Consider the following 14,924-nt stretch of genomic DNA (forward strand, 5'->3'; position numbering starts at 1 on the left):
GAACGCTAGTAAAGCAGTGGGATATGGTGTAATTGGCAACACAGCTGGTTCTGGTCCAGTCGTTCTAGGTTCGAGTCCTAGTATCCCAGCGAGATCGGGTCCTCCGGGCCCCGATTTGTCCCTCCGGCAGGCGGATCTGTAAGGTTCCACCGGTCGCCACCAGCAATGGTGCGGGACATGCCCCCGTTGTGTAGCGGCCTAGCACGGCGCCCTCTCACGGCGTTAGCGCCGGTTCGAATCCGGTCGGGGGTACACAGCACGAAGCCCGGTCCACCAGGACCGGGCTTCGTTCATCTCCCACCCGGTCCCGACGACCGTCCTGGTCGCGACCTCAGGCGCAGAGCCCGGCGGCGACCCGCTCGGCGCTCTCGGCGGACTCGTCGTCGGAGCCGGACCCGGGCGTGCCGCCGTTGCCGCCGTCGCCGCCGTTGTCGCCCGACGGGTCGTCGTCGGCGCCGATGCTGCCGGCGCTGAAGTCCTTGCCGAGCTTCTGGTCCTGACGGATGCGCTCCCAGAGGTCGTCGGCGCCGGGGCCCCAGACCAGGGTGACCGTGGGGTTGTCGGGGTCGGGCTCGATCGGCACCGTGATGAACTTGATCTTGTCGAGGTCGGTGCCCCGCACCTCCATCGCGAGGTCGACGAGCTTGCCGAGCTTGTCGAGTCCGCTGTCGACCTCGATCGAGGAGGTGAACGCGCCGAGGAAGTCGATGACCTTCTGCGGCTGGGTGAGGGTGCCGGCCGAGCTGACCGTGCTGATCATCGAGGCGATGAAGGCCTGCTGCCGCTTCATCCGGCCGATGTCGGCGTTCACCGACAGCACCGAGCGCTCGCGCACGTAGTTCAGCGACTGCTGGCCGTCGAGGACCTGGGTGCCGGCGTCGAAGTGGATGTTGTGCTCGTCGTCGTCGACGTCCTTGGGGATGCACACCTCGACGCCGCCGACGGCGTCGACCATCTCCTTGAAGCCGTTGAAGTCGAGGGAGATGAAGTGGTCGACGTGGATCTTGGTGAGGGCCTCGACGGTCTGCACCGCGCAGGTCGGCCCGCCCTCGGAGAACGCGGTGTTGAACCGGACGCCGTCCGCGCCGGGCACCGTCTTGCCGTCGACCTTGCAGTCGGGACGGTCGATGATCGCGTCGCGCGGCAGGCTGACGCCGTAGGCGCTCTTCCGGTCCTGGGCGACGTGCAGCAGGATCGTGGTGTCGGCGCGCTGGGAGCCGTCGGCGTTCTCGTTGTCGATGCCGTTGCCGGCGCCCGCGCGGAGGTCGGAGCCGAGGACCAGGATGTTGAGCGGCTCCGGGTCGCCCTTCTCGACGCCGTCCGGCAGCACCTTCTCGACCTGGTGCTCGACGTCGACGCCGTCGGCGATGTTGTCGTTGAGGTTCTGGTGGACGAGGAACACGCTGCCCGCGGTGGCGAGCGCGACGACCAGCTGGGTCGCGACGATGGTCGACCAGACGGCGCGCCGGTGCGGCTTGCGGGCCTTCTCGACCTTGCGGCTCCCCGGCTGGCTCACGTCGGCCTGCGGGGCGCCGTTGCTCTCCTCGTTCACGTGCGCATCCTCTCACCGACCTGGTGACGCAATCCTGTGCTCGGTGTCGGCCCCTGGGGTAGTCCCGGACGAAAGTGTTGCCTGTGATCGTTCCAAGAGGGGCCTCTCGTCCGGGACTAGCCCGGCGGAGCCGTCCACCCCGCTGTCCGATTCCCGCCAGAACCCCCACCGGTGGGGGATGATGATGGATGCCATGAGCGCCCACGTCCGTCTCGACCCCGAGACCTGCTACCGCGCCGTGAAGTCCCGCGACCGGCGCTTCGACGGCGTCTTCTACGTCGCCGTCCGCACCACGGGGATCTATTGCCGCCCCTCGTGCCCGGCCCGGACGCCGGCGTTCGCGAACGTCTCGTTCCACGCGAGCCCGGCGTCGGCGCAGACCGGTGGCTACCGGGCCTGCAAGCGCTGCCTTCCCGACGCCACCCCGGGCAGTCCCGACTGGGACGTCGCCGCCGACGTCGCGGGCCGCGCGATGCGGCTGATCTCCGACGGCGTCGTCGACCGCGAGGGCGTCGAGGGGCTGGCCGGCCGGATCGGCTACACCCCGCGCCACCTGACCCGGGTGCTCACCGCCGAGCTCGGGGCGGGGCCGCTGGCCCTGGCGCGCGCCCGGCGGGCGCAGACCGCCCGGGTGCTCATCGAGACGACCGACCTGGGCTACGCCGACATCGCCTTCGCCGCCGGGTTCTCGAGCGTGCGGCAGTTCAACGAGACGGTGCGCGAGGTCTACGCCGCCAACCCGACCGACCTGCGCGGGCGGCGCGGCGGGCGTCGTACGCCGGGCGCGGTGACGATGCGGCTCGCGGTGCGGACGCCGTTCGCGGGTCGCGCGCTGCTCGACTTCCTCGCCTACCACCTGGTGCCGGGCGTCGAGGTCGCCGGCGACGGCTGGTACGCCCGCACGCTCGACCTGCCGCACGGTCCGGGCACGGTGCGCCTGGCCATGGCCGACGCGCTCGAGCCGGGCCAGACGGCGTTCGTCGAGGCCCGCTTCGAGCTGGCCGACCTGCGCGACACCGCCGCCGCCGTCGAGCGGGCCCGGCGCCTCGTCGACGCCGACTGCGACCCGACCGCCGTCGCCGACCACTTCGCCGGCGACCCCGTCATCGGCCCGCTCGTGCGTCGGACGCCCGGCCTGCGCCTGCCCGGTCAGGTCGACGGCGACGAGACCGCCGTGCGCACGGTGATCGGTCAGCAGGTCAGCGTCACCGGTGCGCGCACCGTCACCGGTCGGGTGGTGGCCGAGCACGGACGTCGCCTCGACCGGGTCGAGACGACGCTGCCCGGGCTGACCCACCTGTTCCCGACCGCGGCCGAGCTCGCCGGCGTCGACCCCGAGACCCTGCCGATGCCGCGGGCCCGTGGGCGGGCGCTCGTCGGCCTGGCGGCGGCGCTGGAGGCGGGCGACGTCGTCCTCGACCGGGGCACCGACCGCGCCGTCGTCCGGGAGTCGATGCTGGGGCTGAGCGGCATCGGGCCCTGGACCGCCGACTACGTCGCCATGCGCGCCCTGGCGCACCCCGACGTCTTCCTGCCCACCGACATCGGCGTGCGCAACGCGCTGCGCGGCCTGGGCCTCGACCCGGCCGAGGTGATCGCCCGTGCCGACGACTGGCGGCCCTGGCGCTCCTACGCGCTGATGCACCTGTGGAACACGCTCATGCCGCCGACGCCGGTCGCCGCGCCGGGCGACCCGCCGACCGACCCGCCGAACGACCAGATGGAGAACTGACATGTGGACCGTCATCGACTCACCGATCGGCGAGCTGCGCCTCGTCGAGCACGCCGGTGCCATCACCGCGATCGAGTTCTCGCCGCTGCGCGAGGTCGCCGCCGCCAACGGGCAGCCGCGCGGCGTCCGCTCCGACGACCACCCGGTGCTCCTCGAGTGCGCCCGGCAGCTGGCGGCGTACTTCGCCCGCGACCTCAAGGAGTTCGACCTCCCGCTCGCGCCCGGCGGCTCGGCCTTCCAGCAGCTGGTCTGGGACGCGCTGTGCGGGATCGGCTACGGCGAGACCGCGTCGTACGGCGAGGTGGCGCACCGGATCGGCCGCACCAACGCCGCCTCCCGCGCCGTCGGCCTGGCCAACGGCAGCAACCCGATCCCGATCGTGATCCCGTGCCACCGCGTCATCGGCGCCAACGGGACCCTCACCGGCTACGCCGGCGGCCTCGAGCGCAAGCAGCTGCTGCTGGGCCTGGAGCAGGACGCGCTCTTCTGAGCGGCCCCTCCGCCGTTCCTGGGGTTTTGGCCGCCCAGTTCAGGTTTCCCCGGTCGACCGGGGATACCTGAACTGGGGGGCCGATGCATTGGCCGACAAGTTCAGACTTCCCCGGTCGACCGGGGAAATCCCGGACGGGGCTACTCGGCAGCAGCGCGGCGCAAGGACTCCGAGAGCCGCTCGGCGGCGGCGAGGACGGCGGGGGCGTGCATCCGCCCGGGCTGGCGGGAGAGGCGCTCGAGCGGGCCGGAGACCGAGACGGCGGCGATGATCTTGCCGCCGGGGGAGCGGACCGGCGCCGAGACCGAGGCGACGCCCTGCTCGCGCTCGCCGACCGACTGGGCCCAGCCGCGGCGGCGGATGCCGGAGAGCGCGGCGGCCGAGAAGGCGGCGTTCTGCAAACCGCGGTGCATCCGCTCGGGGTCCTCCCAGGCGAGCAGCACCTGGGCGGCCGAGCCGGCGCGCATCGTGAGCTGCGAGCCGACCGGGATCGTGTCGCGCAGGCCGGAGGGACGCTCCGCGGCGGCGACGCACACGCGGTGCTCACCCTGACGGCGCCAGAGCTGGGCGGACTCGCCGGTGATGTCGCGCAGCCGCGCCAGCACGGGGCCGGCCGTGGCGAGCAGGCGGTCCTCGCCGGCGGCGGCGGAGAGCTCGGCGAGGCGGGGGCCGAGCACGAAGCGACCCTGCATGTCGCGGGCCACCAGCCGGTGGTGCTCGAGTGCGACGGCGAGCCGGTGCGCGGTGGGGCGGGCCAGGCCGGTGCCGGCCACCAGTCCCGCCAGGGTCGCCGGTCCCGACTCGAGTGCGGTGAGCACGAGGGCCGCCTTGTCGAGCACGCCCACGCCGCTGGAGTTGTCCATATGGCAAGATTACCGTCTCACAAGATGGGACGCAAGGCTTACGCTCGACCAGTAGTCGCAGCAGCATCCAGCGTAGGCGCGACCGTTCGGGACGAAGGAGCAGGACACATGGGTAGGACCCTGTCGGAGAAGGTGTGGGACGAGCACGTCGTCCGGGCGACCCCCGGGGAGCCGGACCTCCTCTACATCGACCTCCACCTCATCCACGAGGTGACCAGTCCCCAGGCCTTCGACGGGCTCCGCCTCGCGGGCCGCCAGGTCCGCCGTCCGGACCTCACCCTGGCCACCGAGGACCACAACGTCCCGACGATCGACTGGGACAAGCCGATCGCCGACCCGGTCTCGCGCACGCAGGTCGAGACGCTGCGCCGCAACGCCGAGGAGTTCGGCGTCCGGCTGCACCCGCTCGGCGACCTCGACCAGGGCATCGTGCACGTCGTCGGCCCGCAGCTCGGACTGACCCAGCCAGGCATGACGATCGTCTGCGGCGACAGCCACACCAGCACCCACGGCGCGTTCGGGGCGATCGCGTTCGGCATCGGCACCTCCGAGGTCGAGCACGTGCTCGCCACCCAGACCCTGATGCAGGCGAAGCCGAAGACGATGGCGGTGACCGTCAACGGCACCCTGCCGGCCGGCGTCACCGCCAAGGACCTCGTGCTGACCCTGATCGCGCACACCGGCACCGGTGGCGGCCAGGGCTACATCGTCGAGTACCGCGGCCCGGCCATCGAGGCACTCTCCATGGAGGGCCGGATGACGGTCTGCAACATGAGCATCGAGTGGGGCGCCAAGGCGGGGATGATCGCGCCCGACCAGACGACGTTCGACTACATCGAGGGCCGCCCCGAGGCACCCCGGGGTGCCGACTGGGACGCCGCCGTCGCGCACTGGACGTCGCTCGTCACCGACGACGACGCGGTCTTCGACAAGGAGATCGTGCTCGACGCCTCCGAGATGACGCCGTTCGTCACCTGGGGCACCAACCCCGGCCAGGGCGTGCCGCTCGGCGCGAGCGTGCCGGACCCGGCCGACTTCGACGACGCGCAGGACCAGGTCGCCGCCGAGAAGGCGCTGGAGTACATGGGCCTGACCGCCGGCACCCCGATGCGCGAGGTCCGCGTCGACACCGTCTTCGTCGGCTCCTGCACCAACGGCCGGATCGAGGACCTCCGCCTCGCCGCCGAGATCATCAAGGGCCGCAAGGTCGACCCCCAGACCCGCCTCCTCGTGGTCCCCGGCTCGGTCCGGGTGCGGCTGCAGGCGCAGGACGAGGGCCTCGACGTGGTCTTCAAGGAGGCGGGAGCGGAGTGGCGCGGCGCGGGCTGCTCGATGTGCCTGGGCATGAACCCTGACACCCTCGAGCCGGGGGAGCGCAGCGCGTCGACGTCCAACCGCAACTTCGAGGGGCGCCAGGGCAAGGGCGGCCGCACCCACCTGGTCTCGATCCCGGTCGCGGCGGCCACCGCCGTCCGCGGCACCCTGTCGTCGCCGGCCGACCTCGAGCCGCTGTCGACCGACACCCCCGTCACGGCAGGAGCCTGAGCCATGGAGAAGTTCACCAGCCACACCGGCGTCGGCGTCCCGCTGCGCCGCAGCAACGTCGACACCGACCAGATCATCCCGGCCGTCTACCTCAAGCGCGTCACCCGTGACGGCTTCGAGGACGGGCTGTTCTCGGCGTGGCGCAACGACCCGACGTTCGTCCTCAACAACCCCGTGTACGCCGCGGGCTCCGTGCTCGTCGCCGGCCCCGACTTCGGCACCGGCTCCTCCCGCGAGCACGCCGTGTGGGCGCTGCAGAACTACGGCTTCAGGGCCGTGATCTCGCCACGCTTCGCCGACATCTTCCGTAGCAACTCCGGCAAGGCTGGCCTGCTCGCCGCGCAGGTCGACGAGAAGGTCGTCCAGCGGCTGTGGGACCTGCTCGCCGACCAGCCCGGTGCCGAGATCACCGTCGACCTCGAGACCCGCACCGTGCGTGCCGGCGAGGGCGTCGACGCGATCGAGGACTCCTTCGACATCGACGACTACACCCGGTGGCGGCTGCTCGAGGGACTCGACGACATCGGCATCACCCTCGGCCACGCCGACGTGATCTCCGCCTTCGAGGCCGAGCGTCCGCGCTTCAAGCCCGCGACGCTCTGAGCCGGCACCTGCCGGCCGTCCTCCTCCGACCGACCGAGCTCGAACCCGGACCGCCACGCGTACGGCGGTCCGGCCGCGCAGCTCTCGGGCCCGCGGCCCGGCACCCCCAATAGGCCGAGAGCCCCGCGGTTGAGCGGGTCTGACGTCCTCCGAGCGGGTTGCTGCGCCCACCCGGTCGGTCGCGCGTGACGCGTTACCCGCTCAACCACGCAGAAATTGGGCCGACGGGTTGCGGCGTGGCGATTGTGACGCGGCACACAAGTGCCTAGCGTGCAGGAGGAATGTCGGGCGTCTGTCCGGCGGCATCTGTTCTCTGGAAGGGAAGACAGTGAACAAGACACAGCTCATCGACGCGCTGGCCGCGCGTTACGAGGGGAACCGGAAGCAGGCGGCGCACGCCCTGGACTCCGTGCTCGACACCATCACCCGCGAGGTGGCCAAGGGGGAGAAGGTCGCGATCACCGGCTTCGGGTCGTTCGAGAAGCGGGTGCGGGCCGCGCGCTGGGTCCGCAACCCGCAGACCGGTGACCGGATCAAGGCGAAGAAGAAGTCGGTGCCGAAGTTCACCGCCGGCGCGAACCTGAAGGACGTCGTCTCCGGCGCCACCAAGCTCCCGAAGCTCGCCGCTCCGGCGGCGAAGAAGGCGACCGCGCCGGCCCGGAAGGCGGCGTCGGCGGCGACCTCGGTGGCGACGTCTGCTGCGAAGAAGGCGCCTGCGACCAAGAAGGCGACGCCGACCAGGACCGCCGCGAAGTCGACCGCGAGCAAGTCGACCGCGAGCAAGGCGACCGCGAGCAAGTCGACCGCGAACAAGTCGACCGCGGCCAAGAAGGCGCCGGCCAAGAAGGCGTCGGCCACGAGCACGGCGACGACGTCGGCCGCCACCAAGAAGGCACCGGCCAAGAGCGCGGCGACGAAGTCGACCGCGGCCAAGAAGGCGCCGGCCAAGGCCGCCGCCAGCAAGTCGACGGCCAGCAAGTCGACGGCCAGCAAGTCGACGGCCAGCAAGACGACGGCCAGCAAGACGGCGGCCAAGAAGGCGCCGGCGAAGAAGGCCACCACGAAGAAGGCGGCGGCCAAGAAGTCCTGACCTGCCGCACCCGACGGGCCGTCCTCCTCCCGGAGGGCGGCCCGTCGTCGTCCGGGAGCCCGCTCAGGCCGAGGGCAGGTCGAGCTCGGCGACCCGCCGCAGCGTCTCCGGGCCGACGCCGATGGCCAGGGCCGTGACGAGGTCCTCGACGTCGTCGACGTCGCGCCGCAACGACGCCAGGTCGCCGCGCACCGCGAGGGCGCCGCCGACCTGGTGCGCGTGCGCCGAGCCGGCGCCGAACGCCGGGTCGAACTGGTCGTACGGCGCCGTGTAGAGCACCGTGCCCGTGCCGTCGGCGTCCGCGACGTACGACGGCCCGCCCGGCACCAGCGCGTCGAGCGCGGCGTCCAGGTCGCTCGGGCGCAGCGCCGGCAGGTCGGCCAGCAGCGCGACCGGCTGGGAGTCCGGCCAGCGCCGGGCGGCCTCGGCGGCGGCCTGGCGCAGGGCGGCGTTCAGGCCGGAGCCGTCGCCGTCCGGGATCGCGCGGCACCCCAGTGCGGCGAGGCGGGAGGCGAACGCGGCGTCGTCGGTGACGGCGAGGACCGCGCGCACCCGCCCGCTGGCCAGGCACGCGGCCGCGGTGTCGAGCGCGAACGCCTCGGCGAGGTCGCGGCGGCCCTGGTCGGAGAGCCCGCGCTGCAGCCGCGACTTCCCGCGGGCCGGCGGCTTGACCGGCAGCACGACGACGAAGGCGCCGTCGTCGGCGATGCGTGCGTCCACCGCTCGATCCAACCAGGTGGTTGCGCGGCTCGGGTGTCCTGGCCGAGTAGCCTGCGTCACTGTGAGAGTCCGCGAGTTCCAGGAGCCCCGGGGGTGGGCGTTCATCGTCGGGGCGATGATCCTCAAGCCGCTGTTCCTCCTCACCACCAAGCCGCGCTGGGTCGGCGGCACCAAGATCCCGGCCACCGGGGGCTGCGTGGTCGTGATGAACCACGTGTCCCACGTCGACCCGCTCACCGCGGCGCACTTCTGCTACGACCACGGCCGGTTGCCGCGGTACCTTGCGAAGTCCGGGCTGTTCAAGGGCCGGGTGCTCGGCTACTTCATGCGCGCCGCCGGGCAGATCCCGGTGGAACGGGCCAGCGTCACCGCCGTCGGCGCCTACGACGCCGCCGTCGCAGCCGTGCGTGCGGGGGAGTGCATCGTGGTCTACCCCGAGGGCACGATCACCCGCGATCCCGACCTGTGGCCGATGAAGGGCAAGTCCGGCGCCGCGCGGATCGCCCTCGAGACCGGGTGCCCGGTCATCCCGGTCGGTCAGTGGGGCGCGCAGGCGCTGCTGGCGCCGTACGCGAGGAAGCCCGACCTGTTCCCGCGCAAGCCGATCCACATCGTCGTCGGCGACCCCGTCGACCTCTCCGACCTCGTCGACCGCCCGCGCGACGCCGCCGTCCTCGACGAGGCGACCGGCCGGATCATGGCCGCGATCACCGGGATCGTCGAGGCGTTGCGCCACGAGAAGGCCCCCGCCGAGCGGTTCGACCCGCGCAAGGCGGGCGTCTCGGAGATCGGCAACCCGCACGCGAGACCCAGGAAGTCGAACGAGAAGGAGTCCGGATGAGTGGGGCAGCGAACCCGAAGGTCGCGGTGCTGGGCGCCGGCTCGTGGGGCACGGCGTTCTCGATCGTGCTGGCCGACGGCGGCAACGACGTCGCGATCTGGGCTCGCCGCGAGGAGGTCGCCTCGACCATCAACGAGCAGCGCGAGAACACCGACTACCTGCCCGGGATCCAGCTGCCGCCGCCGGTGAGCGCGACCCACGACGTCGAGAGGGCCCTCAGCGGGGCTGACGTCGTGATCCTGGCGACGCCGTCGCAGACCCTGCGCGGCAACCTCACCGAGTGGGCGCCGTTCATCGAGCCGGACGCCGTGCTGGTGTCGCTGATGAAGGGCGTCGAGCTCGGCACCCTCAACCGGATGAGCGAGGTGATCGCCCAGGTCACCGGCGCCGGTCCGGAGCGGATCGCCGTCATCTCCGGTCCCAACCTGGCCAAGGAGATCGCGCGCCGCGAGCCGGCCGCGTCCGTCGTGGCGTGCGCTGACGAGTCGGTCGCGAAGATGCTCCAGACCCGGGTGCACTCCCCGGCGTTCCGCCCCTACTCCAGCGACGACGTCCTCGGCTGCGAGCTCGGCGGCGCCTACAAGAACGTCGTCGGCCTCGCCGTCGGCATGGCGGTCGGGCTCGGCTTCGGCGACAACACCACCGCCTCCCTCATCACCCGGGGCCTCGCCGAGACCGCCCGCCTCGCGATGAAGCTCGGCGCGAACCCGTTGACGCTGATGGGCCTGGCCGGCCTCGGCGACCTCGTCGCCACGTGCTCCTCGCCGCTCTCGCGCAACCGCACGTTCGGCGAGAAGCTGGGCCAGGGCATGACCTCCGACGAGATCTACGCCTCCACCCGGCAGGTCGCCGAGGGCGCCAAGTCGTGCGCCTCGCTGCGTGCCCTCGCCGAGCGCTCCGAGTGCGACGCCCCCGTGGCGACGTACGTCGACGACGTCGTCGCCGGCCGGATGACTGCGCCCGAGATGATGGACGCCATCCTGGCCCGCGGGATCAAGTCCGAAGCAGGGTGAGGAACGACATCACCGGCTGACCCAGGCCGAGCCGCCCCGGCGAACCGGCGCCGGGGGGGCCGGTGGTCTCGACTCGGCTCGCTGGCGCTCGCCGGCTCGACCAGCGGTGGCTCGGCCCCGGCGAGCCGGTGCCGGAGGACCGGTGGCGGTCAGCGGGGACCGGCGGTGAGGGTGTCGAGCGCGGTCTCGAGGTCGGACCAGAGGTCCTCGACGTCCTCGATGCCGACCGACATCCGCACCAGCGCGACCGGGATGGTGGGGGACTCGGTGCGCCAGCGGCGACGCCGTTCGAACGTCGACTCGACGCCGCCGAGGGACGTCGCGTGCACCCAGATCCTGGTCTTGCGCACCAGCAGGTCGGCGGCGAGCTCGCCCTCGGCGAGGACGATCGCGACGATGCCGCCGAAGCCGGGGTAGCGCACCTCCGCGACGGCCGGGTGCTCCTGCAGCCGGGCCACCAGGGCCTGCGCGTTGGCCTGGGCGCGCTCGACGCGCAGGTGCAGCGTGCGCATCCCTCGGACGGCGAGCCAGGCCTCCATGGTGCCGGGCGTGGAGCCGGCGAGACCGCGCCGTCCCTTGAGCACCTGGTGGAGCTCGTCGTCGGCGGTGACGAGGGCGCCGATGAGGGCGTCGCTGTGCCCGGCGAGGTACTTGGTGGCCGAGTGGACGACGATGTCGGCGCCGAGCGGGATCGGCCGCTGGAGCAGGGGCGTCGCGAAGGTGTTGTCGACCACGACGTAGGCGCCGGCCTCGTGGGCGGCGGCCGCGATCGTCTCGATGTCGGCCAGCTCCAGGGCGGGGTTGGTCGGCGACTCGATCCACACCAGCGCGGCGTCCTGGCACTCGGCGACGACCGCGGCGGTGTCGGTGATGTCGACGAGGCGGCTCACCAGCCGCCCGCGGGCCTCCAGGTCGGCGACCGCCATCAGGCTGCCCTGGTAGGCGTGCTTCGGCAGCACCACCTTCGCGCCCTGGCCGACGAGGTCGAGGACGGTGGTCACCGCCGCCATGCCGGAGGAGAACGCCAGGCAGTGCCCGCCCTCCAGCGCTCCGAGGGTGTCCTCGAACGCCGACCACGTCGGGTTGCCGTAGCGGCCGTAGTCGATGTCGCCGCCGGCGACGTAGGTGGAGGCCAGGGTGATCGGCACGTTGAGCGGCTGGTCGGGCTCGTGCGGGGGGCGGCCGGTCGTGACCGCGAGCGTCGCGGGACTCATCCGGGGTGGGTTCGGGCCGGGCACGTCGCGCTGGTCGGGCATGGTTCGAGGATAGGGTCGGCGGCGTGACTGGCAGACGGAAGCCCCGTGTCGCCGTCGTCTTCGGCGGTCGCTCGAGCGAGCACGCCATCTCGTGCGTGTCGGCCGGGAGCGTGCTCGCGGCCATCGACCGCGAGCAGTACGACGTCGTCCCGATCGGCATCGCCCGCGACGGCCGCTGGGTGCTGGAGTCCGGCGACCCCGCCCGCCTCAGCCTCGGCGCCGGCACGCTGCCGAGCGTCGACGGCCGCCGCGCCGCGGTGACCCTCGCGCACGGCACCGGCGACAACCAGGGCGGCACCGACCTCGTCGTCACCGACGCCGCCCGCCCGCCCGAGACCCTGGGCGAGGTCGACGTCGTGTTCCCCGTGCTGCACGGGCCCTGGGGCGAGGACGGCACGATCCAGGGGATGCTCGAGATGTCCGGCGTGCGCTACGTCGGCGCCGGCGTCCTGGCCTCCGCGGTCAGCATGGACAAGGCCTTCATGAAGGTCGTGCTCGCCGACGCGGGGCTGCCGGTGATGCCCAGCCTGACCGTGACGACCCGCTCGTGGGCCGCCGACCCGGACGCCGTCCGCCGGCGGGCCGACGAGCTGGGCTACCCGCTCTTCGTCAAGCCCGCCCGCGGCGGCTCGAGCATCGGCATCTCGAAGGCGCACGACGCCGCCGAGCTCGACGGCGCGCTCGCGACGGCGTTCGAGCACGACCCGAAGGTGCTCGTCGAGGTCGCCGCCGAGGGCGCGCGCGAGGTGGAGTGCGGCGTCCTGCAGGCGCTCGACGGCGTCCCGGAGACCAGCTCGCCCGCCGAGCTGAGGGTCACCGGCGCCCACGAGTTCTACGACTTCGAGGCCAAGTACGTCCCCGAGGAGGCGACCTCGGTCGACATCCCCGCGGTCCTGCCCGACGGCGTCGAGGAGCGGATGCGCGCGCTCTCCGTGCGCGCCTTCGAGGCCGTCGGCTGCGAGGGACTGGCCCGCGTCGACTTCTTCGTCATGCCCGACGGCTCCCTGGTGGTCAACGAGCTCAACACGATGCCGGGCTTCACCCCGCTCTCGATGTACCCGAAGATGTGGGCCGCCTCCGGCCTCGACTACCCGGCGCTCGTCGACCGCCTGATCGCACTGGCCCTCCAGCGCGACACCGGCCTGCGCTGACCCAGGCCTGTGCTGACCCAGGCCTGCGCTGACACCGGCCTGCGCTGACACCGGCCTGCGCTGACCCGTCACCTATAGGTGACGGGTCAGCCCAAAGTCCAGGCCGACCCGTCACCTATGGGTGACGGGTCAGCGGGGGGCGCACGGGTCGGCGTCAGTCAGTCGCAGCGGGTCACGAGCGGGAGGTGCTCCTCGACCAGGGGGGCGAGGTCGGCGATGGCGGCGGCTGCCCGGTCGCCGCGGTCGCCGTCGCCGGGCACGAACACCTCGACGACGGGGCGGTTGCCGGCCGCCGAGAGCGTGGCGTCGGCGTCGGGGTCGTCGAGCACCTCGTTCGGGATGTACCAGCCCACCCCGTTCGCGACCTGGCACTGCGCGGTCAGGTCGAACCCGTCGGGCGTGGGGACGCCGCAGGTCACGACCATGGCGGGATCGCCGTACGCCGCACCGAGGGCGTCGTCGGGCTCGACGTCGACCCGCTCCTCGTCGGCGAGGGTGTCGGGCAGGTCGGCGACGAACGCCGCGCAGGCGGCGCGGTCGGCGGCGTCCAGGTCGTGGGACTCGATCTCGACCGGCCCGCCGCACGCCGACAGCGCGCCGGCGAGGACCGCCGCGACGGCCGAGCACAGCACGACGCCCCGGGTCCGGGCGGACTCGGGGCGTCGGGACCGGCGCTGCACGCTCAGATGTGCACGACCGGGCAGGTCAGGGTGCGGGTGATGCCGTCGAGGTTCTGGACCTTGGAGACCACCAGCTTGCCGAGCTCGTCGACGTTGCGCGCCTCGGCCCGGACGATGACGTCGTAGGGGCCGGTGACGTCCTCGGCGAGGGTGACGCCCTTGATCAGGGCGATCGACTTGGCGACCTCGGCGGCCTTGCCCACGTCGGTCTGGATCAGGATGTAGGCCTGGACGACCATGGGGTTGCTCCTTCGGGACGGCATCGCGACGTTGCGTTGCTGATGGGCGCTTGCTGGGAGGTGCGGCGTCCAACCTATCGCGGGTCACGGACCTGTCGATACCCGCGGTCCGGGGGCGGTCTGGTGGGATGGAGCCATGGCACCCCCGCCCGACGCGACCTCGTCCCTCGGCCCGTCCGCGACGCTCGCGGACGCCGGTGAGTTCCGCCTGATCTCCGAGCTGGTGGCCCTCTTCGACCAGGGCGAGCACGTGCTCGTCGGCCCCGGCGACGACGCCGCCGTGCTGCGGATCCGCGGCGGGCACGTCGTCGTCTCGACCGACCTCGTCGTCGAGGGCCGGCACTTCCGTCGCGACTGGGCCAGCGCCGAGGACGTCGGGCACCGCGCCGCCGCGCAGAACCTCTCCGACATCAACGCGATGGGCGGCCGCGCCCACTCGCTGACCGTCGGCCTGGCCGCCCCGGCCGACCTCCCGGTCACGTGGGCCCTCGACTTCGCCCGCGGCTTCGCCGCCGAGTGTGCCCTCGTCGGCGCCTCCGTCGTCGGCGGCGACCTGACCCGGGCCAGCGAGGTGGTCGTCGCGGTGACGGTGCTCGGCTCGTGCACCCAGGCTCCGGTGCTGCGCTCCGGCGCCGCGCCCGGCGAGGTGCTGGCGATCACCGGGCGCCAGGGCTGGGCCGCCGGCGGCCTGGCCGTCCTGGGGCGCGGGTTCCGTTCGCCGCGCGTCCTGGTCGAGGCCTACCGTCGTCCCGAGCCGCCGTACGACGCGGGCCGGGTGGCCGCCGAGGCGGGCGCCACCTCGCTCATCGACGTCTCCGACGGGCTGCTCGCGGACGCCGCGCACCTGGCCGCCGACTCGGGGGTGACGATCGACGTCCGCACGGCGGCGTTCGACGTGCCGGAGCCGCTGGTCGCCGTCGGCGCCGCGCTCAACAGCGACCCGGTGCACCTGATCCTCGGCGGCGGCGACGACCACGCCCTGCTCGCGACCTTCCCGGACGCCGGCGCGGTGCCGCCCGGCTGGGCGGTCGTGGGCGAGGTGCGGGCGGCCGAGCCCGAGCAGGTCGGCGTCGTCACGGTCGACGGCTCGCCGTACGACGGCCCGACCGGGTGGACGCACTTCTGAGCCGCGTCCCCGGCCCGCGGGAT

The 14,924-nt window shown here is 72.9% G+C and carries 15 protein-coding genes and 2 tRNA genes; 11 read left to right on the forward strand and 6 right to left on the reverse strand.

What is annotated here, in order from left to right; translation table 11 throughout:
- Positions 1 to 17: 17 nt before the first annotated feature.
- Together E4623_RS14870 and E4623_RS14875 are read left to right on the forward strand one after the other, a co-directional pair.
- Positions 18 to 89, forward strand: a tRNA-Gln gene (locus E4623_RS14870).
- Between the two features lie 90 nt (positions 90 to 179).
- Positions 180 to 252 (forward strand) — tRNA-Glu (locus E4623_RS14875).
- A gap of 79 nt (positions 253 to 331) precedes the next feature.
- On the opposite strand, the gene E4623_RS14880 is transcribed toward E4623_RS14875, so the two are convergent.
- Positions 332 to 1,552, reverse strand: coding sequence for an LCP family protein (locus tag E4623_RS14880; RefSeq protein ID WP_134767332.1), 1,221 nt, complete (start codon positions 1,550 to 1,552; stop codon positions 332 to 334).
- A 193-nt stretch (positions 1,553 to 1,745) separates the two neighbouring features.
- Here E4623_RS14880 and E4623_RS14885 point away from each other — a divergent pair, with 193 nt between their 5' ends.
- Together E4623_RS14885 and E4623_RS14890 are read left to right on the forward strand one after the other, a co-directional pair.
- Positions 1,746 to 3,284, forward strand: a complete 1,539-nt coding sequence (locus tag E4623_RS14885) for a DNA-3-methyladenine glycosylase 2 (protein ID WP_134767333.1) — start codon at positions 1,746 to 1,748, stop codon at positions 3,282 to 3,284.
- A gap of 1 nt (position 3,285) precedes the next feature.
- Positions 3,286 to 3,774 (forward strand): methylated-DNA--[protein]-cysteine S-methyltransferase, encoded by a 489-nt coding sequence (locus tag E4623_RS14890; RefSeq protein WP_134767334.1) that lies wholly within the window; start codon positions 3,286 to 3,288, stop codon positions 3,772 to 3,774.
- A gap of 140 nt (positions 3,775 to 3,914) precedes the next feature.
- On the opposite strand, the gene E4623_RS14895 is transcribed toward E4623_RS14890, so the two are convergent.
- Complete coding sequence (locus E4623_RS14895) at positions 3,915 to 4,637, reverse strand: IclR family transcriptional regulator (protein WP_091021586.1); 723 nt, start codon at positions 4,635 to 4,637, stop codon at positions 3,915 to 3,917.
- Positions 4,638 to 4,745: 108 nt separating this feature from the next.
- Here E4623_RS14895 and leuC point away from each other — a divergent pair, with 108 nt between their 5' ends.
- From leuC to E4623_RS23445, 3 genes are all read left to right on the forward strand, one after another.
- Entirely contained in the window at positions 4,746 to 6,182 is a 1,437-nt protein-coding gene (gene leuC / locus E4623_RS14900; RefSeq protein WP_134767335.1) for a 3-isopropylmalate dehydratase large subunit, read from the forward strand.
- 3 nt (positions 6,183 to 6,185) lie between these two features.
- Positions 6,186 to 6,785 (forward strand): 3-isopropylmalate dehydratase small subunit, encoded by a 600-nt coding sequence (leuD, locus tag E4623_RS14905; RefSeq protein ID WP_134767336.1) that lies wholly within the window; start codon positions 6,186 to 6,188, stop codon positions 6,783 to 6,785.
- 328 nt (positions 6,786 to 7,113) lie between these two features.
- A complete protein-coding gene (locus E4623_RS23445; RefSeq protein ID WP_134767337.1) occupies positions 7,114 to 7,875 on the forward strand; it encodes an HU family DNA-binding protein in 762 nt (253 codons plus the stop codon).
- Between the two features lie 63 nt (positions 7,876 to 7,938).
- Here the strand turns inward: E4623_RS23445 and cofC are convergent, their stop codons facing one another.
- Complete coding sequence (gene cofC / locus E4623_RS14915) at positions 7,939 to 8,595, reverse strand: 2-phospho-L-lactate guanylyltransferase (protein ID WP_245155089.1); 657 nt, start codon at positions 8,593 to 8,595, stop codon at positions 7,939 to 7,941.
- Between the two features lie 61 nt (positions 8,596 to 8,656).
- On the opposite strand from cofC, the gene E4623_RS14920 reads away from it, so the two are divergent.
- Both E4623_RS14920 and E4623_RS14925 read left to right on the forward strand, forming a co-directional pair.
- Positions 8,657 to 9,436, forward strand: a complete 780-nt coding sequence (locus E4623_RS14920) for a lysophospholipid acyltransferase family protein (RefSeq protein WP_245155090.1) — start codon at positions 8,657 to 8,659, stop codon at positions 9,434 to 9,436.
- Entirely contained in the window at positions 9,433 to 10,449 is a 1,017-nt protein-coding gene (locus tag E4623_RS14925; RefSeq protein WP_134767340.1) for an NAD(P)H-dependent glycerol-3-phosphate dehydrogenase, read from the forward strand. The genes E4623_RS14920 and E4623_RS14925 overlap by 4 nt, the downstream gene beginning before the upstream one ends.
- 149 nt (positions 10,450 to 10,598) lie before the next feature.
- Here E4623_RS14925 and E4623_RS14930 read toward each other — a convergent pair whose 3' ends face one another.
- Positions 10,599 to 11,705 (reverse strand): PLP-dependent aspartate aminotransferase family protein, encoded by a 1,107-nt coding sequence (locus tag E4623_RS14930; RefSeq protein WP_167736654.1) that lies wholly within the window; start codon positions 11,703 to 11,705, stop codon positions 10,599 to 10,601.
- A gap of 23 nt (positions 11,706 to 11,728) precedes the next feature.
- Between E4623_RS14930 and E4623_RS14935 the strand changes: the two genes are divergently transcribed.
- Entirely contained in the window at positions 11,729 to 12,856 is a 1,128-nt protein-coding gene (locus tag E4623_RS14935) for a D-alanine--D-alanine ligase family protein (protein WP_134767341.1), read from the forward strand.
- Between the two features lie 158 nt (positions 12,857 to 13,014).
- On the opposite strand, the gene E4623_RS14940 is transcribed toward E4623_RS14935, so the two are convergent.
- Positions 13,015 to 13,536 (reverse strand): DUF3515 family protein, encoded by a 522-nt coding sequence (locus E4623_RS14940; protein WP_167736655.1) that lies wholly within the window; start codon positions 13,534 to 13,536, stop codon positions 13,015 to 13,017.
- A 2-nt stretch (positions 13,537 to 13,538) separates the two neighbouring features.
- Positions 13,539 to 13,775 carry an Lrp/AsnC ligand binding domain-containing protein gene (locus tag E4623_RS14945; protein WP_134767342.1) on the reverse strand — a complete coding sequence of 79 codons (237 nt, stop codon included), beginning with the start codon at positions 13,773 to 13,775 and terminating at the stop codon, positions 13,539 to 13,541.
- 136 nt (positions 13,776 to 13,911) lie between these two features.
- Here E4623_RS14945 and E4623_RS14950 point away from each other — a divergent pair, with 136 nt between their 5' ends.
- Positions 13,912 to 14,901, forward strand: coding sequence for a thiamine-phosphate kinase (locus E4623_RS14950; RefSeq protein WP_134767343.1), 990 nt, complete (start codon positions 13,912 to 13,914; stop codon positions 14,899 to 14,901).
- Positions 14,902 to 14,924 lie beyond the last annotated feature (23 nt).

The organism is Nocardioides sp. 1609, assembly GCF_004522105.1.
Taxonomy (GTDB): Bacteria; Actinomycetota; Actinomycetes; order Propionibacteriales; family Nocardioidaceae; genus Nocardioides.